Origin of the sequence: Streptomyces toxytricini, from assembly GCF_014649915.1 — a bacterium.
Classification (GTDB): Bacteria; Actinomycetota; Actinomycetes; order Streptomycetales; family Streptomycetaceae; genus Streptomyces; species Streptomyces toxytricini.
The window spans coordinates 1-22,150 of record NZ_BMTY01000026.1 but is presented as its reverse complement, the minus strand read 5'-3'; the positions used below and the strand labels follow the sequence as shown (position 1 = coordinate 22,150).

Annotated in this window: 23 protein-coding genes; 8 read left to right on the top strand and 15 right to left on the bottom strand. The window is 74.9% G+C overall.

Annotated elements, in window-relative coordinates:
• Positions 1-72: 72 nt before the first annotated feature.
• Complete coding sequence (locus IE170_RS27760; protein ID WP_189812212.1) at positions 73-1,476, bottom strand: IS701 family transposase; 1,404 nt, start codon at positions 1,474-1,476, stop codon at positions 73-75.
• 246 nt (positions 1,477-1,722) lie between these two features.
• On the opposite strand from IE170_RS27760, the gene IE170_RS27755 reads away from it, so the two are divergent.
• The 4 genes from IE170_RS27755 (at position 1,723) to IE170_RS27740 (ending at position 5,450) form a co-directional block, all read left to right on the top strand.
• Complete coding sequence (locus tag IE170_RS27755) at positions 1,723-2,136, top strand: DUF3151 domain-containing protein (protein ID WP_125544732.1); 414 nt, start codon at positions 1,723-1,725, stop codon at positions 2,134-2,136.
• A gap of 192 nt (positions 2,137-2,328) precedes the next feature.
• On the top strand, positions 2,329-3,174 hold the full coding sequence (locus IE170_RS27750) for a tryptophan 2,3-dioxygenase (protein WP_189812211.1): 846 nt from the start codon (positions 2,329-2,331) through the stop codon (positions 3,172-3,174).
• The gene (gene kynU, locus IE170_RS27745) at positions 3,167-4,378 is read left to right on the top strand and encodes a kynureninase (protein WP_189812210.1); all 1,212 of its coding nucleotides are present in this window, start codon (positions 3,167-3,169) and stop codon (positions 4,376-4,378) included. The genes IE170_RS27750 and kynU overlap by 8 nt, the downstream gene beginning before the upstream one ends.
• A 184-nt stretch (positions 4,379-4,562) precedes the next feature.
• Complete coding sequence (locus IE170_RS27740) at positions 4,563-5,450, top strand: alpha/beta hydrolase family protein (RefSeq protein ID WP_189812209.1); 888 nt, start codon at positions 4,563-4,565, stop codon at positions 5,448-5,450.
• Positions 5,451-5,474: 24 nt separating this feature from the next.
• Here IE170_RS27740 and wrbA read toward each other — a convergent pair whose 3' ends face one another.
• The gene (gene wrbA / locus IE170_RS27735) at positions 5,475-6,077 is read right to left on the bottom strand and encodes an NAD(P)H:quinone oxidoreductase (protein ID WP_189812208.1); all 603 of its coding nucleotides are present in this window, start codon (positions 6,075-6,077) and stop codon (positions 5,475-5,477) included.
• A 102-nt stretch (positions 6,078-6,179) separates the two neighbouring features.
• On the opposite strand from wrbA, the gene IE170_RS27730 reads away from it, so the two are divergent.
• Positions 6,180-6,779: a TetR/AcrR family transcriptional regulator gene (locus IE170_RS27730; protein ID WP_189812207.1), complete on the top strand. Its 600-nt coding sequence runs from the start codon at positions 6,180-6,182 to the stop codon at positions 6,777-6,779.
• Positions 6,780-7,033: 254 nt separating this feature from the next.
• On the opposite strand, the gene IE170_RS27725 is transcribed toward IE170_RS27730, so the two are convergent.
• Positions 7,034-8,317 (bottom strand): adenylosuccinate synthase, encoded by a 1,284-nt coding sequence (locus IE170_RS27725; protein WP_189812206.1) that lies wholly within the window; start codon positions 8,315-8,317, stop codon positions 7,034-7,036.
• A 184-nt stretch (positions 8,318-8,501) separates the two neighbouring features.
• Here IE170_RS27725 and IE170_RS27720 point away from each other — a divergent pair, with 184 nt between their 5' ends.
• Positions 8,502-9,308: a diacylglycerol kinase gene (locus tag IE170_RS27720; protein ID WP_189812205.1), complete on the top strand. Its 807-nt coding sequence runs from the start codon at positions 8,502-8,504 to the stop codon at positions 9,306-9,308.
• Here the strand turns inward: IE170_RS27720 and IE170_RS27715 are convergent.
• The 8 genes from IE170_RS27715 to IE170_RS27680 all read right to left on the bottom strand — a co-directional run bounded on the left by IE170_RS27715 (position 9,292) and on the right by IE170_RS27680 (position 18,401).
• On the bottom strand, positions 9,292-10,548 hold the full coding sequence (locus IE170_RS27715) for an MFS transporter (RefSeq protein WP_373299065.1): 1,257 nt from the start codon (positions 10,546-10,548) through the stop codon (positions 9,292-9,294). The two genes, IE170_RS27720 and IE170_RS27715, sit on opposite strands and share 17 nt — an antisense overlap.
• A 119-nt stretch (positions 10,549-10,667) precedes the next feature.
• Positions 10,668-11,864, bottom strand: a complete 1,197-nt coding sequence (locus IE170_RS27710; protein ID WP_189812203.1) for a cytochrome P450 — start codon at positions 11,862-11,864, stop codon at positions 10,668-10,670.
• A gap of 217 nt (positions 11,865-12,081) precedes the next feature.
• Entirely contained in the window at positions 12,082-12,741 is a 660-nt protein-coding gene (locus IE170_RS27705) for a response regulator (RefSeq protein ID WP_189812202.1), read from the bottom strand.
• Complete coding sequence (locus IE170_RS27700) at positions 12,738-14,072, bottom strand: sensor histidine kinase (protein WP_189812201.1); 1,335 nt, start codon at positions 14,070-14,072, stop codon at positions 12,738-12,740. The genes IE170_RS27705 and IE170_RS27700 overlap by 4 nt, the downstream gene beginning before the upstream one ends.
• Before the next feature lie 87 nt (positions 14,073-14,159).
• Entirely contained in the window at positions 14,160-14,837 is a 678-nt protein-coding gene (locus IE170_RS27695; RefSeq protein ID WP_189812200.1) for a response regulator, read from the bottom strand.
• 13 nt (positions 14,838-14,850) lie between these two features.
• Entirely contained in the window at positions 14,851-16,164 is a 1,314-nt protein-coding gene (locus IE170_RS27690; protein WP_229885226.1) for a sensor histidine kinase, read from the bottom strand.
• A 10-nt stretch (positions 16,165-16,174) separates the two neighbouring features.
• Entirely contained in the window at positions 16,175-17,395 is a 1,221-nt protein-coding gene (locus IE170_RS27685; RefSeq protein ID WP_189812199.1) for an acyltransferase family protein, read from the bottom strand.
• Positions 17,388-18,401, bottom strand: coding sequence for an alpha/beta hydrolase (locus IE170_RS27680; protein ID WP_189812198.1), 1,014 nt, complete (start codon positions 18,399-18,401; stop codon positions 17,388-17,390). Before IE170_RS27680 ends, IE170_RS27685 begins: the two co-directional genes overlap by 8 nt.
• A 324-nt stretch (positions 18,402-18,725) precedes the next feature.
• On the opposite strand from IE170_RS27680, the gene IE170_RS27675 reads away from it, so the two are divergent.
• A complete protein-coding gene (locus IE170_RS27675; RefSeq protein WP_189812295.1) occupies positions 18,726-19,196 on the top strand; it encodes an HIT family protein in 471 nt (156 codons plus the stop codon).
• A 42-nt stretch (positions 19,197-19,238) separates the two neighbouring features.
• Here the strand turns inward: IE170_RS27675 and IE170_RS27670 are convergent, their stop codons facing one another.
• The 4 genes from IE170_RS27670 to IE170_RS27655 form a co-directional block, all read right to left on the bottom strand.
• Positions 19,239-19,868, bottom strand: a complete 630-nt coding sequence (locus tag IE170_RS27670) for a LysE family translocator (RefSeq protein ID WP_189812197.1) — start codon at positions 19,866-19,868, stop codon at positions 19,239-19,241.
• A gap of 77 nt (positions 19,869-19,945) precedes the next feature.
• Positions 19,946-20,335 carry a nuclear transport factor 2 family protein gene (locus IE170_RS27665; protein ID WP_189812196.1) on the bottom strand — a complete coding sequence of 130 codons (390 nt, stop codon included), beginning with the start codon at positions 20,333-20,335 and terminating at the stop codon, positions 19,946-19,948.
• Positions 20,336-20,412: 77 nt separating this feature from the next.
• Positions 20,413-21,000, bottom strand: coding sequence for a MarR family winged helix-turn-helix transcriptional regulator (locus IE170_RS27660; protein WP_189812195.1), 588 nt, complete (start codon positions 20,998-21,000; stop codon positions 20,413-20,415).
• Positions 20,993-21,625: a DJ-1/PfpI family protein gene (locus IE170_RS27655; RefSeq protein ID WP_189812194.1), complete on the bottom strand. Its 633-nt coding sequence runs from the start codon at positions 21,623-21,625 to the stop codon at positions 20,993-20,995. Before IE170_RS27655 ends, IE170_RS27660 begins: the two co-directional genes overlap by 8 nt.
• A gap of 249 nt (positions 21,626-21,874) precedes the next feature.
• On the opposite strand from IE170_RS27655, the gene IE170_RS27650 reads away from it, so the two are divergent.
• Positions 21,875-22,150, top strand: a 276-nt coding sequence (locus tag IE170_RS27650) for an aminotransferase class III-fold pyridoxal phosphate-dependent enzyme (RefSeq protein ID WP_189812193.1), incomplete at its 3' end; no start/stop codon positions are given.

Genomic DNA, 22,150 nt, shown 5'->3' with positions numbered 1-22,150 from the left:
CCGGCCCGGAGGTGCAGAACGGAAAGGGCCCGGTGCTCCCGCCGCCTCGGCGGGCACCGGGCCCCTCCGCGTTCAGAGGGCCGCGAGCGCGGGCCGGCGGACGGCGGCGGTGCGCTGCCCCCGGGCGGCGGCGAGTGCCACCGCGCGGGCCGCGACCGGAACCGGAACGGCATCGGGCGTGCGGCCCGCCGGATGGGAGACGGGGGCGGGGGGCGCGGCCGGGAGTTCGGCGGCTCCCGGCGCGGCCAGGCAGAGCGCCGCGTGCGCCACGGACGCCAGCGTCACGTGCCGGTGCCAGCCGGGCAGCGACCGGCCGGAGAAGTCGCGCATGCCCACCCGCTGCACGCTCGCCGCGGACGCGGCCGACACCCGCAGCGCCGTCTTCGTCATCCGCACCAGCGCACCCGGGTCGGTGCGGACCATGTCCGTCACCCACAGCTGCGTCGGCAGCCGGCGCGCCGCCTCCCACTCGCCGAAGAGGAGCACCTCGCGCCGCCGCCCCGGCGCCGGGTCCGGGACCATCACCCGCACCGCCGCCACCAGCGACGTCCGCCGGGCCCCCGGCACCTCCGGGTCGGGCCACTCCACGGGCATCCGCAGCCCGCGCACGTTCTGCAGGACGTCCCGCGCGGCCATCGTGCCCGCGCCGAACCCCGGCACCCGCGGGTCGGTCACCAGCAGCCGCGCCTCCGCGCCGATCCGGGCGACCAGCGGCACCCGCGCCTCGGCGAAGCGGTGCAGCGTCGACCGCGTCGCGATGTCCCGGACGTCCAGGACGACCGGCCGCACCGGCAGCCGCGCCTCGCGCACCGCGTTCAGCACCCCGCTGACCGCGCAGCCCGCGTACGACTCCTCCTCGCCGGTGCCGACCTGCACCGAGTCCTGTGAGGGCGCCGGCGCCGACTCCTCGTCGAGGAAGAGCCGCCACCCCACCGGCGTCACCACCGGGGCGGAGGTGTACCAGAGCCCGAACGCCTGCTGCCCGCGGAACATCTGACCCCGGTGCGGGTCGAAGCGGTGTCCGGCGCCCACCGAGTGCTCGCCGCCCTTCGGGATGGCCATCGGCTGGGCCACCCAGGCGTTCAGCGGGGCCGTCCGTCCCAGGTACTCGGCCAGCGCGGTCCGGATCGGCTGCCAGTCCCAGGTCGAGGCGGCGATGAAGTGGTGCAGGCTCTGCTCCGCGGCCGCGGCGCCGGCGCCGCCGGCCGCGCCCGCCCGGTCGAGCTGGAGGGCGATGTTGCGGATCGACTTGCGGCCCTCGGCGGTGAGCAGCCCCTGCACGTACTGGCGGCCGCGCTCCCGCTGGTCCTTGCGGCGCAGGGAGGCGAACACCGCGGAGCACAGCTCCTCGACGGCCCCCTCGGCGCCGGCCGCGGCTGCTGCGGCGGCCGCGCGGGTGCCGGCGGGCCGGCTGCCGGAGGCGTTGCGGGCGGCGGCGGTGCGGTCGGCGGTGCGGGTGCGGGTGGCGGCGTTCACGACTTCCCCCTTCGTCGATGGCCCCCCTACCGTCCGCCGCGGCCCCCCGCCGCGGGGAGGTGCGCCGGGCACACGGCTCGGCCGCCGGGTGGTGGGGCGCCCACCACCCCCCGCCGGCCGCCCCCATGGCGGTGGGCCGGCCACCGCCGGGCGGCAGGCTGCCCCGGTGCGGGGGTGCCGCGGCGGCGCGGCGCGCGCCCGGGGGAGGGGCCGCCGTACGGGGCGCGGATGCCCCAGACTTGGGGCATGTCCATTCACCAGAACCTGCTCGGGGGCCCCGCCCCCACCCACCTCCCCGACGAGCCGGGCCGCGAGGCCATCGCCGCGGGCACGCCCGCCGTCGAGGTGGCCGCCGCGCACCCGACGTCCTCGCTCGCCTGGGCCGTCCTGTCCGACGAGGCGTTCGCCGCGGGCCGCAGCGTCGAGGCGTACGCGTACGCGCGCACCGGCTACCACCGCGGGCTCGACGCGCTGCGCCGCGCCGGCTGGAAGGGCCACGGCCCGGTGCCGTGGGAGCACGAGCCGAACCGCGGCTTCCTGCGCGCCCTGCACGCCCTCGCCCGCGCCGCCGGGGCCATCGGCGAGAAGGACGAGTACGAGCGCTGCACGACCTTCCTGCGCGACTCCTCGGAGACGGCGGCGGACGTCCTCGGCGCCTGACCGGGTCCCGCGGGCGCCCGGCCCGGCGCCCGCGGGACCCGGCCGCGGGTGAAAAGTGTGTGTGACGACCGTCACGCACCATTGGAGCACCCCGGGGGAGCGGTTTTATGATGCGGGCAGGGGACCGGGGCTCCACACACCCTTTCGGAAGGAGCGGACCGCTACCCGGAAGCACGTGTCGAGGAGACAGCGATGTCGAACACCCTTGATGCCTCCGGAGCCGGTTCGGACACCCCGAACCTCGACTTCGCGGGCACGACCCCGTACGAGGACTACGTCCAGGCGGACGTCCTCACCCACCTCCAGCACCTCCGCTCGGACGACCCGGGCGAGATGGTCTTCCTGGTCACCACCCAGGTCATGGAGCTGTGGTTCACGGTCATCGTCCACGAGTGGGAGACGGCCGCGAAGGCCCTGCGGGAGGACCGCGTCCCCGTCGCGATGGACGCGCTGAAACGGTCCCTCCGCGAGCTGGAGGCCCTCAACGCCTCCTGGCGCCCGCTCGCCCAGCTCACCCCCGCCCAGTTCAACTCCTACCGCGGCGCCCTCGGCGAGGGCTCGGGCTTCCAGTCCGCGATGTACCGCCGGATGGAGTTCCTCCTCGGAGAGAAGTCGGCGTCCATGCTCGTCCCGCACCGCGGCGCGCCGCGCGTCCACGCGGAGCTCGAGAAGGCGCTGCACGAGCCGAGCCTGTACGACGAGGTGCTGAGGCTGCTGGCCCGCCGCGGTCTGCCCGTCCCGCAGTCCGTCCTCGACCGCGACCTGTCGCGGCGCTACGAGGCTTCGCCCGAGGTCGAGGCCGTGTGGACCGCCCTGTACGAGGACCCCGACGCCCACCCCGACCTGCACCGCCTCGGCGAGGCCCTCACCGACGTCGCCGAGCTGGTGTGGCGCTGGCGCAACGACCACCTGGTCGCGACGCGGCGCGCGATGGGCGCGAAGACGGGCACGGGCGGCTCGGCCGGCGTCAGCTGGCTGGAGAAGCGCGCGCAGAAGAACGTCTTCCCCGAGCTGTGGACGGCGCGCAGCCATGTCTGAGACGACCGCCCGCCGGACGGCGGAGCTCGCCGAGCGCGCCGCCGGACTCGACGCCGCCGACCCGCTCGCCGGGCTGCGCAAGCGGTTCACCCTCCCGGACGGCGTCGTCTACCTGGACGGCAACTCGCTCGGCGCGCTCCCCGCGGGCGTGCCGGAGCGCGTCGCGGAGGTCGTCTCCCGCGAGTGGGGGACCGAGCTGATCCGGTCCTGGAGCAGCGGCACCTGGTGGACGGCGCCGGAGCGGATCGGCGACCGGATCGCCCCGCTGGTCGGTGCCGCGCCCGGCCAGGTCGTCGTGGGCGACTCCACCAGCGTCAACCTGTTCAAGGCGCTGGTCGGCGCCGCCCGGCTCGCCGGGCCGGGCCGCACCGAGCTGCTCGTGGACGCCTCGACCTTCCCGACGGACGGCTACATCGCCGCCTCGGCGGCCCGGATGACGGGGCTGACCGTCGTCCCGGTGGACCCCTCGCGGGCCGCCGGGGCGATGGGGGAGCGCACCGCCGCCGTGCTGCTCAACCACGTCGACTACCGCAGCGGCCGGCTCCACGACCTGCCCGGCCTGACGCGCGCCGCGCACGCCGCGGGCGCGCCGGCGGTGTGGGACCTGTGCCATTCGGCGGGGGCCCTGCCCGTCGGGCTCGACGCGCACGGCGTGGACTTCGCGGTCGGCTGCACGTACAAGTACCTCAACGGCGGCCCCGGTTCGCCCGCGTTCCTGTACGTCGCCGAACGCCACCAGGAGGGCTTCGACTCGCCGCTGCCCGGCTGGAACGGGCATGCGGACCCGTTCGCGATGACTCCGGAGTACGCGCCCGCCGCGGGCGCCGTCCGGGGCCGGGTCGGCACTCCGGACATCCTGTCGATGCTCGCCCTGGAGGCGGCGCTCGACGCCTGGGACGGGGTGGAGGTGGAGGCGGTGCGCGCGAAGTCCCTCGCGCTGACCGACTTCTTCCTGGAGTGCGTCGCCGCGTACGTGCCGGAGGGCCGGGTGGAGTCGGTGACTCCGGAGGCGCACGCGGAGCGCGGCAGCCAGGTCTCGCTGCGGACGGAGAACGCCCGCGCGGTGATGGACGAGCTGATCGCGCGCGGCGTGATCGGGGACTTCCGCGCCCCGGACGTGCTGCGGTTCGGCTTCACCCCGCTGTACGTCGGCTTCGCCGACGCGGAGCGCGCGGCCCGGACGCTGGGTCACGTTTTCGGGTGATCCCGGGGCGAAACGTCACGGCAGGGGGCGGGCGGGGCGCGGTCCCGCCCGTCGCCTCCCGCCTCCTCGCCGGGGCCCGTGACGGGAAACCGCCTCCCCGGGACAGGCCTGTTCCGGCCTGATACGGTCCCGCTCTGCCGGAACACCGGAACACCAGTCCCACGCGTTACGAGAGGTGGAGCCGATGTCGGATCCCGCAGTCGAACGGGACGCCGCCGAGGCCGCCTCGGCCTTCGCCCACCCGCCGGTCGCGCCGGACGCGACCGCCGCGTACGGGGAACACCCCGACCACGTCGTCGACTTCTACGCCCCGCGCGAGGGCGACGGCTCCGCCGCCTCCGCGCCGCTGGTGGTGCTGCTGCACGGCGGGGCCTGGCGCGCCCCGTACGACCGCGCGCACGTGACGCCGCTGGCGGACTTCCTGGCGCGGCGGGGATTCGCGGTGGCCAATGTCGAGTACCGGCGCGGGAGTTCGCTGCCGCACCAGGACGCGGACGGCCCGGTCGCCGGGCGCTGGCCGGAAACCTTCGACGATGTCGCCGCGGCGATGGACGCCCTGCCCGGGCTGGCCGCCGCCGTGCTGCCGCAGGCGGACCTGCGGCGCACGGTCGTCACCGGGCACTCGGCGGGCGGCCACCTGGCGCTGTGGGCGGCCGCCCGGCACGTGCTGCCCGCCGGCGCCCCGGCCGGCTGGCGGCTGCCCGAGCCGCCGCCGCTGCGCGGAGTGGTGGCGCTGGCGCCGATCGCGGACTTCGAGGTCGCGGGCAAGCTCGGCGTGTGCGGCGGGGCCGCCGAGCAGCTGCTCGGCGGCGGGGCGCACCTGGCGGAGCGGTCGCCGTACGCGGACCCGGCGGTGCTGCTGCCCACGGGGATCGCCACCGCCGTGGTGCACGGCCGGGAGGACATCGTGGTGCCGGCGGCGGTCGCCGAGTCGTACGTGGAGGCGGCGGCCCGGGCAGGCGAGACGGTGGGGCTGACCCTGCTGGACGGGATCGGGCACTTCCCGCTGATCGACCCGGGCGCGGACGCCTGCGCGGTCGTCGCCGAGGAGATCTCGCAGCTCGCCTGGTAGGCGCGGGCGCCGCCCGGGCGGTCGTCAGGCCGTCGCGGCGAGGCGGGCGGCGAAGCGGGCCAGCCGTGCGCCCTGGTGGCGGGCCGCGGCGAGGGCCTCCTCGGTGACGGGGCCGCTGCCGCCGGGGTGCGAGGAGCCGTACGGGTTGCCGCCGGCGGCGAAGACGGCCGGGTCGGTGAAGCCGGGGGCGACGATGACCGAGCCCCAGTGGTGGAAGGTGTTGTACAGCGCGAGCAGGGTGGACTCGTTGCCGCCGTGGGCGTTGTGCGCGCTGGTGAAGCCGGTCGCCGGCTTGTCGGCGAGGGCGCCCTGCTGCCAGAGGCCGCCGGTGGTGTCGAGGAACTGCTTCAGCTGGCCCGCGATGTTGCCGTAGCGGGTGGGGGAGCCGATCGCGTAGGCGTTGGCCCAGGAGAGGTCGTCCAGCGTCGCCGTCTCGACGTCCTTGGCGGCCTCGACGTGCTCGCGCCACGCGGGGTTGGCGTCGATGGCGGCGTCCGGGGCGAGTTCGGGCACGCGGCGCAGGCGCACCTCGGCGCCGGCCTTCTCGGCGCCTTCGGCGACGGCCTGCGCGAGGGCGTGGACGTTTCCGGTGGACGAGTAGTAGACGACGGCGACCTTGGCGCCCATGGTGACTTCCCTCCTGATGAAGCGGATCGCTATCCGCTTTTGCTGGACCCGAGTCAAGCGGATAGAAATCCGTTTGGCAAGGGGATCCGGTAGCCTGCCCGTATGAGCCGCACCGAGCTTCCCGTCACGGGCCAGGCCCCGCCGGAGCGGGCGGACGCCGCCCGCAACCGGCGCAGGATCCTGGACGCGGCCGCGCGGCTGGTCGCGGAGCAGGGGCCGGAGGCCGTCACCATGAACGCCGTCGCGCACGCCGCGGGCATGGGCGTCGGCACCGTCTACCGCCGCTTCGGCGACGTCAGCGGGCTGCTGCTGGCCCTGCTCGACGAGGACGAGAAGCGCTTCCAGGAGGCGTTCCTCGGCGGCCCGCCGCCGCTGGGGCCCGGAGCACCCCCGGAGGAGCGGCTGCGCGCGTTCCTGCACACGCTGGCCGAGCGGCTCTCCGCCTGCCGGGCCGTGATGGGCGCCGCCGAGGCCGCGTCGCCGGGCGCCCGGTACGGCAGCGGCGCCTACCTCACCATGCACACGCACGTGTCCCTGCTGCTGCGGCAGGCCCGCCCGGAGGCGGACGCACCGGTCCTGGCCCACCTGCTGCTCGCCCCGTTCGTCCCCAGCCTGTTCGAGCACCTGGCGGCGGAGCGGGCGGTGTCGGCCGACCGCATCAAGGCGGGCATCGACGCGCTGCTGGGAGCCGGCCGGGCATGAACCGCCCGCCCCCCTTCCCCGGGGCCGCCCGCTGTGATCAAGCCATCGTCTGATCGGCAGCCTGCGCGCCCTGGTTTCATCGCCACCACGGCGGGCGCCGAGTTCGGTCGACGTGATCGTCGACCGCCTCGGCGTCTACGAAGCGGACTGACCGGAACGCGCGAAGGGGGCGGCGCACCGTGCGGTGCACCGCCCCCTTCGCGCGGCGGGCGGGAGCCGGGGGCTCCCGTGCGGAAGGCCGTCGGCCGTTCCGTCTAGAGGAACGAGTTGATCTCGATCGTCTCGGTGCGGCCGGGGCCGACGCCGATCGCGGAGATCGGGGCGCCCGACATCTCCTCCAGGGCCTTCACGTACGCCTGCGCGTTCTTCGGCAGGTCGGAGAAGGTCTTGGCCTTGGTGATGTCCTCGGACCAGCCCGGCAGGTTCTCGTAGATCGGCTTCGCGTGGTGGAAGTCCGTCTGCGAGTACGGCAGCTCCTCGACGCGCTTGCCGTCGATCTCGTACGCGACGCACACCGGGATCTGCTCCCAGCCGGTCAGCACGTCGAGCTTGGTCAGGAAGAAGTCCGTCAGGCCGTTCACGCGCGTGGCGTAGCGGGCGATCGGGGCGTCGAACCAGCCGCAGCGCCGGTCGCGGCCGGTGGTGACGCCGCGCTCGCCGCCGATGCGGCGCAGGTCCTCGCCGTCCTGGTCGAACAGCTCGGTCGGGAACGGGCCCGCGCCGACGCGGGTCGTGTACGCCTTCAGGATGCCGATGACGCGGCTGATCCGGGTCGGGCCGACGCCCGTGCCGGTGCAGGCGCCGCCCGCGGTCGGGTTCGAGGAGGTCACGAACGGGTACGTGCCGTGGTCCACGTCCAGGAGGGTGCCCTGGCCGCCCTCGAACAGCACGACCTTGTCCTCGTCCAGCGCGTTGTTGAGGATCAGGGTGGTGTCCGCGACGTACGGCTTGATCTGGTCCGCGTACTGGAGCATCTCCTCCACGATCGCGCCGGCCTCGATCGCGCGGCGGTTGTAGAGCTTGGCCAGCAGCTGGTTCTTGTTCTCCAGCGCCGCCTCGACCTTCTGGGTGAGGATCGACTCGTCGTAGAGGTCCTGGACGCGGATGCCGACGCGGTTGATCTTGTCCGCGTACGTCGGGCCGATGCCGCGGCCGGTCGTGCCGATCTTGCGCTTGCCGAGGAAGCGCTCGCCGACCTTGTCGAGGGTGACGTTGTACGGCGTGATCAGGTGGGCGTTTCCGCTGATCAGCAGCTTCGAGGTGTCGATGCCGCGCTCGTTCAGCCCGCGCAGCTCGGACAGGAGCACGGACGGGTCGACGACGACGCCGTTGCCGATGACCGGGGTGCATCCGGGGGACAGGATGCCGGACGGGAGAAGGTGCAGCGCGTACTTCTGGTCGCCTACGACGACCGTGTGGCCGGCGTTGTTGCCGCCCTGGTAGCGCACCACGTAGTCAACGGATCCACCGAGCAGGTCGGTGGCCTTCCCCTTGCCCTCGTCACCCCACTGAGCTCCGAGCAGCACAAGAGCGGGCACAGGCGTACACCTCTTCCGGATGGGGCATGTCCAAGGCCAGGGGGCGTACGACGATGTACACCGCAGGCTGGGCCGTCGGACCGGTACCCCGGAATAGACGAAGGCCCTGGCGCAATAGCGCAAGGGCCTCTTGCACAAAGATGCTACCCGAGGAAGGACCGAGGTGTCGGCTCCGGAGCCCACCATGAGCCCTGCGGGCGCGCCGGTCGGCGGCCTGCTGGTGCTCGTCGACCCGGTCGCGCGCCGTCTCGACGGAGAGTCCGTGCGCATCGCGAGGGACGTGCTGTCGGCCGGGGCGGCGGCGAAGATCTGCCTCCCCCAGTCGCCGGAGGAGTTCGCGCGGGCGCTCGCCCGCCGCGGCCATCGGCGGCCGGTGATCGTAGGCGACGACCGGGCCCTCGTACGGGCGGTCGGGCTGCTGCACCGGGAGCGGGAGCTCGACGGGGAGGCCCTCTCGGTGGTTCCCGTGGGGCAGGCGGGCTCGCTGGGGCTGGCGCGGCTGCTGGGGGTTCCGATGTCGGCGGTGTCGGCGGCGCGGGCGGCCCTGGACGGGGTCGTCGGCGTCCGAGACCTGCTCGTCGACGACAGCGACGGCGTCGTCCTCGGCGGTCTGCGCATCCCGCCCGCCCGGCCGCCCGCGCCCCGGGCGGGCGGGGCGTCGGTGCGCAGCGCCTACCGGTCGCTGGTGCGGACGCTCGCCGGGCCGCCCGCGGCCCCGGCCGGGGGGCACCGGCTGCGGGTCGAGGCCGACGGGGTGGTGCTGGCCGATGTGGACCGGCCCGTGGACGACGTCGCGGTCGCGCCCCGCGGGGGCGGCCTGGCGGAGGTCGTCGTCCGGGCGGAGGGCGCCGTGGTCCGGGCCCGCGCCGCGGCGGTCACGGTGGCGGGCGCCGACTTCCGCTACCGGGCCGACGCGGCGGTCTCCGGGCCGGTCCGGCGGCGGACGTGGACCCTGCGGCCGGCGGCGTGGGGGCTCATTCTGCCGCGCTGACCGGCGTACGGGCCGTCTCGCGCAGCACGTGGCGGCGGGAGAGGACGGTGACGGCCAGCGAGGCGGCCGCGAGCGCCGTGATCGCCGCGGCCGGCCCGACGGCCTGCGCGGCGGCTCCGGCGAGGGCGGCGCCGATGCCCTGCCAGGTCATCCGGCCCGCGGACTCCACGCCCTGGACCTGGCCGCGGACCGACTCCGGGGTGAGTGCGAGGAGCTGCTCCTGCATCGGCAGGGTGGCCGCGAAGCCGGCGCCGGCGAGGAACACGGCGACGGCGGCGACCGGCAGCGGCGGGTGGAGCGCGAACACCAGGAAGGGCGCGGCCATCAGCAGCCGCAGCGGGAACGCGGCGCGGCGCCTTCCCCCGGCGGTGAGCAGCCGCCCGACGGCGAGGTCGCCGAGGAGCAGGCCCGCGGACGCGGCGGCCAGGAGGTGGCCTGCGTACTGCGCGGCGTACGGGATGAACAGCGCCTCGCAGCCGACGACCAGGCCGTTCGGCACCCACAGGTTCAGCAGCAGGGCCCGCCGGCCGGGGCGGCCCAGCAGTTCGGCGTTCCCGGCCCGGGTGCTGCGCAGGCCGGGGCGGCGGGCGAGCCGGATGGAGCGCTCGCGCAGCGTCGCCGCGACGGCGGCCAGGGAGAGCGCGGTGAGCGCGGCGGCGGCCGCGAACAGCCCGTGCGGGCCGATGGCGCGCACCAGCAGCGCGCCGGAGGCGTAGCCGAGGACGGAGACGGCGCCGGCGGTGATGTTCATCAGGGAGCGGGCCGGGGCGTAGGCGGAGGCGGGGACGATCTCGGCGAGCAGGCCCATGCGGGTGCCGGTGCCGAGGGACTGGAAGAAGCCGAGGGCGAGGAGCAGCGCGAAGCGTGCGGCGAGCGGCAGCCCCGGCACCGCCTGGGCGGCGATGCCGGCGAGGGAGGCGCCCTGGAGGGCGAGCAGGGTGCGGCGGGGGCGGCTGCCGTCGGCGACGGACATCAGGGTCAGCGCCCCGAGCACCGTCGCGAAGGTCGCCCCGTACATGCTGACCGCCGTCAGGAAGGGGGAACCGGTCTGGCGGTCGACGAGGCTGCCGAGGGCGAACCCGGACAGGGCGCTCGCGGCGGCGGTGAGCGCGAAGCTCGCGAAGAGCCCCGCGAACTCCCGGTTCCGCAGGAGCTCCCGGTACCCGGGACGGGCGCCGGACGGCACGGGCGGGCGGGGCGGACGAGACGGACGGGGTGTTGATGAGGCGTCAGAAGGCATGAAAAAAGCCTCCGTTCGCTCCCGTCAGGGAGAGCCGGAGGCCTTGGGTGGACCATAGCACGCGGGGCGGGGCGGGGCGCTCCGCGGCGGGGGCGGGGCGCTCCGCGGTGCGGCTGGAGTCAGAACTCGACGATCAGCTCCCGCAGCCCGCGGATCACGTACCCGGGCTGCCACTGCGGTTCGCGGACGAGTTTCAGCGGGGGCACGCCGTCCGCCAGGAGCGCGCCGAAGGAGGCCGCCAGCTCGCGGCGGGCCAGCGGGGCGCCCAGGCAGTAGTGGATGCCCGCGCCGAAGCTGAGGTGCGGATTGTCGGTGCGGGAGAGGTCGAGGGTGTCCGGGTCCGCGAAGCGGGCCGGGTCGCGGTTGGCGGAGCCGAACAGCAGCGCCACCTCCGCGCCGCGGGGGATGGCCGTGCCGCCGATCTCGATGTCGTCCAGGACCCACCGCTCGAACATCTGGAGCGGGGTGTCGTAGCGCATCAGTTCATCCACAGCTGTGGACAACTTTTCCCGGTCGAGCGCGGCCAGCTGCCCGGGATTGCGGAAGAGCGCCCACCAGCCGTTGACGGTCGTGTTCACCGTGGCCTCGTGTCCGGCGTTCAGCAGGAGCACGCAGGTGGAGATCATCTCCTGTTCGCTGAGCCGCCCCTCCTCGTCGTGCGCCGCGATCAGACCGGAGACCAGGTCCTCGCCGGGCTGTCGGCGCCGCCGGGCGATCAGCTCCCGCAGGTAGGCGCTGAACTCGGTGCTCGCCTGCACGGCCCGCCGCGCCGTCTCCTCGTCGGGCCGCAGCTCGAACATCCCGCAGATGTCCGCGGACCACGGCCGCAGCAGCCCCCGGTCCTCCTCCGGCACCCCCAGCAGCTCCGCGATCACCGCCACGGGCAGCGGCTCGGCGACCACCGTCAGCAGATCGCCGCCCCCGTCGGCGAGGAGCCGGCCGACCAGCTCCCCGGCCATCCGCTCCACCGCCGGTGCGAGCCGCTCCACCGTCCGCGGTGTGAACGCCTTCGACACCAGCCGCCGCACCCGCCCGTGCGCCGGGTCCTCCAGGTCGAGCAGCCCGTTGTCGTTGAGCACGTGGAACGGCTCGTGCTCCGGCGGAGGCGCCGCCCGCCCGAACTCCTCGTGCGAGAAGCGGTGCAGGTACGTACGCCCGAGCCGCCGGTCGCGCAGCAGCGCGCTCACATCGGCGTAGTGCGGCACCAGCCACTGGCCGGTGGCCTCGCACCAGACGGCCCGGCCCTGCTCCCGCAACTCCCGGTAGGCCGGGTACGGGTCGGCGACGAAGGAGGCATCCCACGGATCAAAGCCCATGCCCGCAGCCTAGGTCGTCTCTTTCGGATCCCGCCTAGCCCGCGCCGCCCGCTGCCGCGCCTCGCCGCGCTGTCGGGCCGCCCGCGTACCCCAGTACGCGGACGACCCTCCGCCTTGCGATGCACGGCACCGGACGACGCGGGCTTGACCGGCAAGATCCGAAAGAGACGACCCAGGCGTACGGACCCCCGCAGGCAGCCGGACCGCGTCGGGCCGGCTACGCCGGGGTGACGAGGCGGGTCTCGTAGGCGAAGACCGCCGCCTGCGTCCGGTCGCGCAGGCCCAGCTTCACCAGGATCCGGCTGACGTGCGTCTTGATGGTGGACTCGGCCACCACCAGCCGGTCCGCGATCTCCGCATTGGACAGCCCCTGCGCGATCAGGACGAGCACCTCCGTCTCCCGCTCCGTCAACTCCCCCACACCGGCAGCACCGACCGGCCGGGGCGCCGCCGACAGCCGGGAGAACTCCAGGATCAGCCGCTTCGTGACCGTCGGCGCCAGCAGCGCCTCCCCGGACGCCACCACCCGCACGCCCTCCGCGAGTTGCCGCGCGGAGGCGTCCTTCAGCAGGAACCCGGACGCCCCGGCCCGCAGCGCCTGGTACACGTACTCGTCGAGGTCGAAGGTCGTCAGGACCAGCACCTTCGCGTCCGTGCCCATCGCGGCGATCTCCCGTGTCGCCTCCAGCCCGTTCATCACCGGCATCCGGACGTCCATCAGCACCACGTCGGGCCTGAGCGCCGCCACCTGCGCGATGGCCTCCCGCCCGTCGACGGCCTCGCCGACCACCTCGATGCCGTCCATCGCGTTCAGCAGGACCGAGAAGCCCTCCCGCACCATCATCTGGTCGTCGACGATGAGAACCCTGATCGTCATGCCCGTTCCCGCGCCGTCTCCCGGGCCGCTACCTGCCCGCGCACGGGTATGAACACCGCCACCTCGTATCCGCCTTCCGCCGTCTGCCCGGCCGTCATCTCCCCCTCCAGCATGGCGACCCGCTCCCGCATCCCCGTAATCCCGTGCCCCGCACCCGGCGAAGGCCGCGCGTTCCCGGTCGGCGCCCCGTTGACGACGCGTATGCCGAGCCCGCCTAGCACGTACGACACCTCCACGCCGGCGGCCGCTCCCGGTGCGTGGCGCAGGGTGTTGCTGAGGGCCTCCTGCGCGATCCGGTACGCCGACAGCTCGACCCCCGGCGGCAGCTCCCGCACCGGGCCCGTCACCGTCTTCTCCACCCGCAGGCCGGCCTCCCGCACATTGGCCACGAGCCCGTCCAGCGAGGCCAGCGTCGGCTGCGGGGCGTCCGGCGCCTCGTAGTCCTCGGAGCGGACCACTCCCAGCACCCGGCGCAGCTCCGTCAGCGCCGCCACCGCGTTCTCCCGGATCGTCGCGAACGCCGCCTCCAGCTCCTGCGGCGGGTTCTTCACCCGGTACGGTGCGGCCTCCGCCTGGATCGCCACCACCGACATGTGGTGGGCGACCACGTCGTGCAGTTCTCGCGCGATCGTCGTCCGCTCCTCCAGCAGCGTCCGCCGGTCCCGCTCGACCGCGGTGACCTCCGCCTGGGCGCTCACCTCCTGCTCCGCCTCCCGGCGGGTGTGCCGGACGGTCACCGCCAGCAGCGAGACCGCCAGCAGGAACAGGATGGGTACGGCGTTCTCCGAGTCCTGCCCGGCCAGGACCGCGGCGGATATCCCGAACACCAGGGTGACCAGCCACATCCAGCCCGCGGTCCGGGGCCGGGTCCGCATCGCGACGACGGTCACGGTGACCAGGTAGGCGACGAAGCTCGCCGCCCCCCAGGGCCATGTCGCCCCGTCCCCCGCGCCCGCCACGGCGAGCACCGCGGTCGCCGCGAGGGCCGCCCAGAACGCCCCGACGGGCCGCACCAGCGTCATCAGCACCGGCGCCGCCGCGATCGCGCACAGCAGCAGCACTGCCGGCGGCCACAGGTACTCGTTCGCGGCGAGGGTGATCAGAGCCACCAGCAGCGCCGTGGCGGCGACCACCGCGTGCGGCAGGAACGGCGCCTTCGCCTGTATCCCCTCGGGCAGCCGCCGCACCACCGGGCCGTCCGTGCGCATCGGCGGCAGCGGCCGGTATGCAAAAGCGTCCGTGAGGAGTTCCTCGCGCAGGCTCCGGAGGATTCCCGAAGCCAGCCGGATCTCGGGGGTCCCGGGATTCGCCCCGGAAGTCTTCTCGGTCATGGCACCACCGTAGGTCCGCGGTCCTCTCGTCCGCGTCGCCGCACAAGGGGATCTGCGGGCCTCCCCCTCAGGTACTACGCGGGCCCCTCAGTAGCCCGTCGGACGGACCAGACCCGTCTCGTAGGCGAAGACCGCCGCCTGCGTGCGGTCCCGCAGGCCGAGCTTCACCAGGATCCGCCCCACGTGCGTCTTCACCGTCTGCTCGGCCACGACGAGCCGCGCCGCGATCTCCGCATTGGACAGCCCCTGCGCGATCAGCGCCAGCACCTCGGTCTCGCGCTCGGTCAGCTCCGCGATCCGCGCCTTCGACGGGGCGCGCGGCGCGCCGAGCCGTGAGAACTCGGTGATGAGCCGCTTGGTGATGTTCGGGGACAGCAGGGCCTCGCCGGCCGCCACCACCCGCACCGCCTCGGCCAGCTGGTCCGCGGAGGCGTCCTTCAGCAGGAACCCGGACGCGCCGGCCCGCAGCGCCTCGTACACGTACTCGTCGAGGTCGAAGGTCGTCAGGACGAGCACCTTCGCCCCGGAGCCCGACGCGGTGATCACGGATGTCGCCTCGATGCCGCCCATCCCCGGCATGCGGATGTCCATCAGCACCACGTCGGGCCCGAGTTCGGCGGCCTTCGCCACGGCGTCCGCGCCGTCCACGGCCTGCCCGACGACCTCCAGGTCGGGCTGTGCGTTGAGCAGGACGGTGAAGCCCTGCCGCACCATCATCTGGTCGTCGGCGATCATCACCCGGATCGGTCGGGCCGTCGTCGTCATGGCGTCCTTCTGGTCAATTCGTCAAAGGGTCCACGGGCAGCACGGCGCTCACCTCGTACCCGCCGCCCGGCCGCGTACCCGCGGCGAGCTCGCCCCCCAGCATGCCCGCCCGCTCCCGCATGCCCAGCAGCCCGTGCCCCGCACCGTGCGAGGGCGGGGCCTTCCGGGTCGGCGCCGTGTTGGCGACGCACAGGTGCAGCTCCCGCGGCCCGTACGCGATGCCGACCTCCACCTGCGATCCGGGGGCGTGGCGGAGGCAGTTGCTGAGCGCCTCCTGCACGATCCGGTACGCGGTGAGCTCCACACCCGGCGCCAGCGGCCGCCGGATGCCCGCGATCGCGGTGGTCACCTCCAGTCCGGCGCTGCGCACGTTGCCGACGAGCCCCTCCAACTCCGCGAGGGTGGGCTGCGGATGGTGGGGATTCGCCGGGTCGGCGGCCTGCTCCGAGCGCAGCACGCCCAGCACCCGCCGCAGCTCGGTGAGGGCCTCCAGGGCGTTCTCCCGGATGCCGGCCAGGTTTTCCCTGAGCTCCGGCGGAGGGTCCTTGACCAGGTGCGGGGCGACCTGCGCCTGGATGGAGATGACCGACATGTGGTGGGCGACCACGTCGTGCAGTTCGCGCGCTATGCGGCTGCGCTCCTCCAGCAGGGCCCTGCGGGCCCGCTCCTCCTCGGTGAGCGTTTCCTGCTCGACGAGTTTGCGCCGGGCCAGGCGGCCGGCGCGCAGGGCGTATCCGAGCACGCCGGCAAAGGTGAACAGCAGCAGGGTCGCGGGGATCGTGCTCTCGCTGCCCGCCGGCCGGAACCGCAGCTCGGCCAGGGCGCCGAAGGCGACGGACAGGCCGACCACCGCCGTGGTCACCCGGGGCGGCACCCGCAGCGCGACCAGCAGCACCACGAAGGCGAACAGCACCACGCCGGCAAGCGTCCACGGCCAGCCCTGCCCCTTGCCGGCGTGGCCGTGCGTCTGCACCGCCACCATGGACGCACCCGCGAGCGCCATCCACCAGCCGGCGATCGGCCGGAACATTGCGAGGACCACGGCCGCGCCGCTCACCACGGCCGCGACCAGGGGGTAGTTGCCGCTCACGCGGTACTGCGAGGACATCTGCTCTGTCGTCAGGAACGTACAGAGCACGACGACATAGCCGAGCAGCAGGTGTGGCAGCCGGGCCAGCCACCGCGGCCGTGACATCCCCGGCAGCGGGTTCCGTTCGAACGTGAACAGCTCCCCGGCCAGGGTTCGCAAGGATCCGAACCTGCGGCCGGTGTCCGCTGTGCGTCCGGATCCGGCTGCCGCGGCCGGGGCGCTGTGCTGCTCGTTCACGCCGTCCACCCTAGACACGGGATGCCCCCTGCCTCCGGGCCGTCCCGACCGGGCGGATGCCGCCGACGGACCGGGCCGAGGCGGTGGCGCTGTCGTTCCGGCCCGGGCCGCCGCGCCCGCCCCGCTCGTACGCGTGGAACGCGGCCAGGCAGACGGCCAGCACGGCCGCGAACACCGGCAGCCACAGCAGCCGGGCGGGTATCCACAGTGCCGAGTCGGGGGCGGTGTGCAGGCCGGGCAGGTCGACCGGGGAGGTCAGGCCGAGCGCGGTGACAACCATCATTGCCGTCTGGTGCCAGAGGAAGACGGTCATCGCGGACAGGTTCAGCAGGGCGACTGCCGCCCACACCCGCGGCCGGGCCATGGCCCGCGCCAGCGGCTGCCGCAGCAGCAGAGCCAGCCCGCACTGCGCCAGCCCGAACGCGACGGCGGCCGACGTCGGCGGGTTCAGATTCGACACGGCCGCACCGGGCACACCGACCATGGACGCCGGGTAGCCGCCCCACACCACCAGCACCGCCGTGGCCGCGGCCCCGCCGGCCAGCAGGGCCAGGGCCGGGCCGCGCCGGTCGAGCCGCCCGCGCGCCCAGGCCGCGCCGAGCGTGTACGGGACGAGCCATCCCGCGGCCACGTTGACCCAGCCGACCCACTCGGGCCCGCCGAGCCCGAACCGCCACACGTCCACGGCGGCCACCACGGCCGCGGGCCACACCGGGTGCAGCCGGACCGCCGGCGGCGTCGCCGCCGTCAGTACGGCGAACACGAGGAGGAACCACAGCGGCGACAGCACGAGCCGCACCAGCGCCTGGATGGTGTCCCACGCCGCCCCGCCGAGCAGCATCCCGGCCGCGGCCACCGTCCACAGGGCGAGCACCGCGGCGACGGGCCGGAACAGCCGGGCCAGCCGCCGCCCCACCCAGGCCCCGTACGGGACGCCCCGCTCCCGGGCGGAGGCGTGGCCGCGGGCGGCGACCAGGCCCCCGACGAAGAAGAAAACGGCCAGCGTCTGGAACACCCACGACACGGGCGCCAGCCACGGCATGCGGGTCAGCGGGCTGGTGGTGGCGAGCGAGCCCTCCGAGGAGGTCATCGCCGTCACCAGCCAGTGGCCGAGCACCACGCCGAGGATGGCGAGGGCCCGCAGGGCGTCCACGGACCGGTCCCGGTCGGCGGGGGTGCCCGCCTCGACGCGGTCGGCGACGGCGGACCAGCGGGCGCGGAGACTACGCACGGGGCACCTCCGGGGTGGTGCCGGCCCGGCCCGCACCGCCGTCGGCGGTGCCGAGCACGATGCCGGCCAGGCTGTCCAGGGATTCGGTGCCGGGCTTCAGGTAGTCGCTGTGGCCGCCCGGGCCGGCGCTGAACGGGCGGGCCCCGAAGGCCGGGTCGACCGGGTCTGTGCCGAAGCCGACCTGCCCGAGGCGTACGTGCGGCACGTTCCCTATCCAGTCCGACCCGCCGCGTCCCGCCCAGACCCGGGCGGCGGTGGGCAGGGCGGCAGCCGAGTCGGCGCCCGTGCCGGGACTGCCGAAAAGGACCACATCGGTGACGGGGGATCCGGTGGCCGTACGGGCGCAGACGACCGATCCGTAGGAGTGGCACAGCAGGGACATCCGGGCCCCGGGGCCGGCGAGGCGCGCCAGGCGGGAGAGGAACGGGCCGAGCTCGGCGGCGGCCTCGTCAGCCCGGTCGGCGGTCAGAACGGTCGTGCTGACGGTGCCGGGCGTGTCGTACCCGAGCCAGGCGACCACCGCGGTTCGCGGGCGCTCTGCGGAGAGCCGCGCGTGCAGGGCGGAGGCGCCCTCCCGGAACCGCTGGTAGGTGTCCAGCGTGGTGTCGGAGCCGGGGACCAGCACCGCTATGCGGTCGGCCGTCGCGAGGTCGCCGAGCACCTCCACCGCGCGGCCCGTCCCCCTGCCGTCGAAGGCGAGGAACTGCGCCGCCCCGCCCGCCTCCATGGCGTTCAGCCGGGCCGCCCGGCCGGGGCGGCCGGCGTCCGCGGCCATGCGGGCGGCCTCGGCGAGTCCGGTGCGGTGCGCGCCGTACACCGCCGGCAGAGGCTCCTGTTCGCCGACGGCTGCCGGTATGGGCGCGGGGACGGCCGGGGAGGCGGCCGCGGAGACGGGCAGCACCACGGCCGCGGCGACGGCGCCGGCCAGCAGGGTGCGGCGCAGGCGGCCGCGCGGGCGGTGTCCCTTGCGGCGGCCTCCGGGGCGTCCTTCGCGTCGGCTGGTCATGGCGGTCCCTGCTCCTTCGTCCTGCGCATGTCGCGCTGCCAGAGGGGGCGGTCCGACCCTTGCGGCCGGGTGCCGCCTCCCGTGACGAAGCTATGGATCAGAGGCCATCGCCCGCGTCCCGCCGAGGAGCGCCCTTTCTGAATGGCTCTCAGGTATGACAGGGAAGACCTGCGAGCTACCCGCCCATGCCCGACAGGCCGACCGGATCCGCCCCCGGGATGCATCCCCGCGGCGGCCACCACCCGCCCGAGGCCGGCTCCCCCCGCAGCCCCAACTCCCCGTTTCCCGGCCCCTGCCGGGACCGGCCCCTACGCTTCACACATGATCAACACCGACTGGCGCAACGACCGCATAGGCAGCGCGCACCGCGGGGAGAACCCCACCGTCATGCGCCGCCTCGACCAGGGATTCGCAGTGATCGGCGACCGGCAGTTCCTGCCCGGCTACTCCGTCCTCCTCACCGACGACCCTTCGGTGACCCGGCTCTCGGACCTGCCCCGGGCGCGCAGGACGGCGTACCTCGCCGACATGGAGCGGCTCGCCGAGGCCGTCGAACTCGCCTGCCGACGCCTCGACCCGGCCTTCCGCCGCGTCAACATCGAGATCCTGGGCAACACCGACCCGTACCTGCACGCGCACGTCTGGCCCCGCTACGACTGGGAGCCGGAAGACCTGGTCCGACTCCCCGTCTGGCTGTACGGGGAGGAGTACTGGAGGGGGACCGGGCACGAACTCGGCGCCCGGCACGAGGGCCTGCGCACGGCCATCGGCGAGGAACTCGACCGACTCGCCTGAACCCGGCAGCCCGGTCACCCGGCAGCCCGGCCGCCCGGCCGGTCAAGCCGTCGTCGCGACGCGGACGCCGAACCCGATCAGGACGACTCCGGTCACCCGGTCCAGGGTCCGGCGCACGCGGGGGCGGGTGAAGAACCGCCGGGCCCTCGACAGGACGTACACGTACGTGCCCAACCAGGCCGCCGTCAGCAGCACGTGGACCAGCACGAGGAGCGCCATGCCCGCCGCGGGGCGCAGACCGGACGGGGCGAGGGCGGGCAGCAACCCGGTGTAGAAGACGGCGATCTTCGGATTGAGGGCGTTGGCGACCAGGCCCGTCCGCCACGCCCCGCCGGTCGGCCCGTCCGCGGGAGCTGTGCCCGGCCCCGGCGCGGGGTCGGCCCCGTCCGCGCCCGGCCGGCGCAGGGACTGCACGCCGAGGAAGCACAGGTACGCCGCCCCCGCGAGCTTCACCACCAGGTACACCCCGACCGACGCGGCCAGTAGTGCGGCCAGTCCGGCGACGGTGAGCACGCCCCACAGGAGCAGCCCGGCGGTGATCCCGGCCACCGTGTGCAGCCCGTCCGCGCGGCCGCGGGCCACGGCGCGCCGGGTCACGACGGCCATGTCGGGGCCCGGCACGAGCGTCAGGAGCGCCAGGACACCGGTGGCGGCGGCGAGTTGCGTCAGCACGCGGCCAGTCTGCCGCAGACCTGCGCCGATGCCCACGGCGGCACCGGCCCGCCCTCCGACCCCTCCCGCCGCCACTGTCAGTCGGCGGCCAAGGGCTCGACGAAGTGGGCGCGCCAGCGGGGTGCCGGGTCCTGGCCGGGGCTGGTCCAGTACTCGCGCGCGCCGACGATCTCGCCGTCCCGGACGGTCCACAGGGACACCGCCCGGTAGACGACGTGCTCCTGCGGGACCTCCACCTCGGTGACGACGAGGTCGCCGTCGGCGACGATGCGGAGGACCTCGACGGGTCTCTCCTCGGAGTAGGCGAGGTCGCTGCTCACGGCGATGAAGTTGGCCCGCCCGACGATGCGCTCACCGCTGACGGGCCAGTCGATGACGGCGTCCTTCGCGAGCAGGCGGGCCACGCCGGTCCAGTCGCGGGCGGCGAAGCGCTCCCACAGTTGTGCCACTACCTCCAACGGTTTCATGGGCGGCAGTCTGCGCGGGGCGCCCGCGCCCAACAAGCGCTGCCCGCACAGTTATCGACTTCGACACAAACGGGTGTTCAGTCGCCGGCCGGGGGAGCGGGCGGCCCGGGGAGGGCGTCCATGGCCGCGGCCAGCCGGTCCAGGGCGGCCACGACCTCCCGGAACGCCTCGTCGCCGAGGTGCTCCGCCAGCGCCGTCGCCGCCGCCGCGTGCGCCGGTCCGATACGGGCGACCGCCGCGCGCCCCTCGCGGGTCGGGCGGAGCAGCTTCGCACGCCGGTGCGCCGGGTTGGGCACGTACTCGGCGAGTCCCTGCGCGGCCAGCAGGTCCGCGACGCGCTGGACGCTCTGCCGGGTGATGCCCATGGCGCGGGCGATGCCGGCCACCGGCAGCGGCTCCCGCAGGACCGCGCCGAGCACCTGCCAGCGCGCCGCGGTCAGCCCGGCCGGCCGGGCCAGCTCCTCCGAGAGGGCGAGGAACCGGCCGTTCAGGCCGAAGACGCCGAGCGCCGCCGCGCTGAGCAACTCCTGCCGCTCACGTGTGGACGGCCGCTCGCCGCCGACCCCGCCGTAGTCCCCGCCGCCGCCCCCGCCGTGGCCCCGGACTCCGCCGCCTCCGCCCCCGGCCGCGCCGCCGTCCTCCCCCGCCGCCGCGCGCTCAGGCATCCCCGCGCTCCGCGGCCGCCATCAGCACCGGGAAGGCGCTCGCGTCCGAGTCGTGGAACAGCCGGTACCACGCGTCGAGCACCTCCGGCCCGTACACCTCGAGCCGGGCGAAGACCTCCCGCGCGAACGCCACCGGCTCCGTCGGCCCGGCGGTGATCAGGTCGCCGTCCGTCACCGCGTCGGCCTCGACGTACCGCTCGGCCCCCGCGTAGCCCGGCTGCTCCGCCAGGTATGCGGCGGCGCCGCTGGTGTGGGCGCGCCCGTCCAGCAGCCCGGCGCGCGCCAGGCCGGCCGTGGCCCCGCAGATCGCCGCCACGGGAACCCCGGCGGCCAGGAACTCCGCGGCCTTCGCCGCGAAGGGGGCCAGCTCGTCCCCGGTGTCCCAGAGCGCCGCGCCGTTCAGGATCAGCAGGGAGGAGTCCTGCGGCGACAGGTCCGACAGCGCTCCGTCGGGCCGGATGCGGACGCCGCCCATGGTGGTCACATCCCGTCGCGCGTCGGCCGCGACCGTCCGGACGCGGAACCCGCGCTGCGTGAGGTGTGCCGTGGTGTGGCCCGTCTCCCAGTCCGCGTACGTGTCGTACACGGCCAGGTGGACCGGCTTGTCGGAGCGGTTCGCGGTCATGTGGATCGCCTCCCGTTGCGTGTCGGCGGGCCGCGGCGGGTCCGTCGCATCCCCGCCGCACGTCCACCCGCCGGCCTTTTCGGCCGGCTGCCTATGACAAGAGACTGTCATCACGACAGCATGCTGTCAATCTCTTTCGGTCCGCCCCCTCGGCCCCACCCCGCCCGGCGACAGACTGCCGAGGCCCGGCCCCGACCCCCATACACTCCGCCGATACCCCTCCCACCTGCGCACTTCTAGCGTGGCTGCATGACCCCTCATCTCCCCGCCGACGCGGACGGCGCCACCGTCAAGGCCGCCGACCGCGCCCACGTCTTCCACTCCTGGTCCGCCCAGGCCCTGATCGACCCGCTCGCCGTCGCCGGGGCCGAGGGCTCGTACTTCTGGGACTACGACGGCCGCCGCTACCTCGACTTCTCCTCCCAGCTGGTCAACACCAACATCGGCCACCAGCACCCCAAGGTGGTCGCCGCCATCCAGGAGCAGGCGGGCCGCCTGTGCACGCTCGCGCCCGGCTTCGCCGTC

Coding starts and splice junctions, on each gene's coding strand:
- IE170_RS27710 (WP_189812203.1), bottom strand. CDS start 11,864: ATGGGCTTTGATCCGTGGGATGCCTCCTTCGTCGCCGACCCGTACCCG.
- IE170_RS27680 (WP_189812198.1), bottom strand. CDS start 18,401: ATGACCAGCCGACGCGAAGGACGCCCCGGAGGCCGCCGCAAGGGACAC.
- IE170_RS27700 (WP_189812201.1), bottom strand. CDS start 14,072: ATGACCGAGAAGACTTCCGGGGCGAATCCCGGGACCCCCGAGATCCGG.
- IE170_RS27665 (WP_189812196.1), bottom strand. CDS start 20,335: ATGAAACCGTTGGAGGTAGTGGCACAACTGTGGGAGCGCTTCGCCGCC.
- wrbA (WP_189812208.1), bottom strand. CDS start 6,077: ATGGGCGCCAAGGTCGCCGTCGTCTACTACTCGTCCACCGGAAACGTC.
- IE170_RS27755 (WP_125544732.1), top strand. CDS start 1,723: ATGTCCATTCACCAGAACCTGCTCGGGGGCCCCGCCCCCACCCACCTC.
- IE170_RS27655 (WP_189812194.1), bottom strand. CDS start 21,625: ATGACCGCGAACCGCTCCGACAAGCCGGTCCACCTGGCCGTGTACGAC.
- IE170_RS27750 (WP_189812211.1), top strand. CDS start 2,329: ATGTCGAACACCCTTGATGCCTCCGGAGCCGGTTCGGACACCCCGAAC.
- IE170_RS27705 (WP_189812202.1), bottom strand. CDS start 12,741: ATGACGATCAGGGTTCTCATCGTCGACGACCAGATGATGGTGCGGGAG.
- IE170_RS27660 (WP_189812195.1), bottom strand. CDS start 21,000: ATGCCTGAGCGCGCGGCGGCGGGGGAGGACGGCGGCGCGGCCGGGGGC.
- IE170_RS27740 (WP_189812209.1), top strand. CDS start 4,563: ATGTCGGATCCCGCAGTCGAACGGGACGCCGCCGAGGCCGCCTCGGCC.
- IE170_RS27715 (WP_373299065.1), bottom strand. CDS start 10,548: ATGCCTTCTGACGCCTCATCAACACCCCGTCCGTCTCGTCCGCCCCGC.
- IE170_RS27720 (WP_189812205.1), top strand. CDS start 8,502: ATGAGCCCTGCGGGCGCGCCGGTCGGCGGCCTGCTGGTGCTCGTCGAC.
- IE170_RS27695 (WP_189812200.1), bottom strand. CDS start 14,837: ATGACGACGACGGCCCGACCGATCCGGGTGATGATCGCCGACGACCAG.
- kynU (WP_189812210.1), top strand. CDS start 3,167: ATGTCTGAGACGACCGCCCGCCGGACGGCGGAGCTCGCCGAGCGCGCC.
- IE170_RS27730 (WP_189812207.1), top strand. CDS start 6,180: ATGAGCCGCACCGAGCTTCCCGTCACGGGCCAGGCCCCGCCGGAGCGG.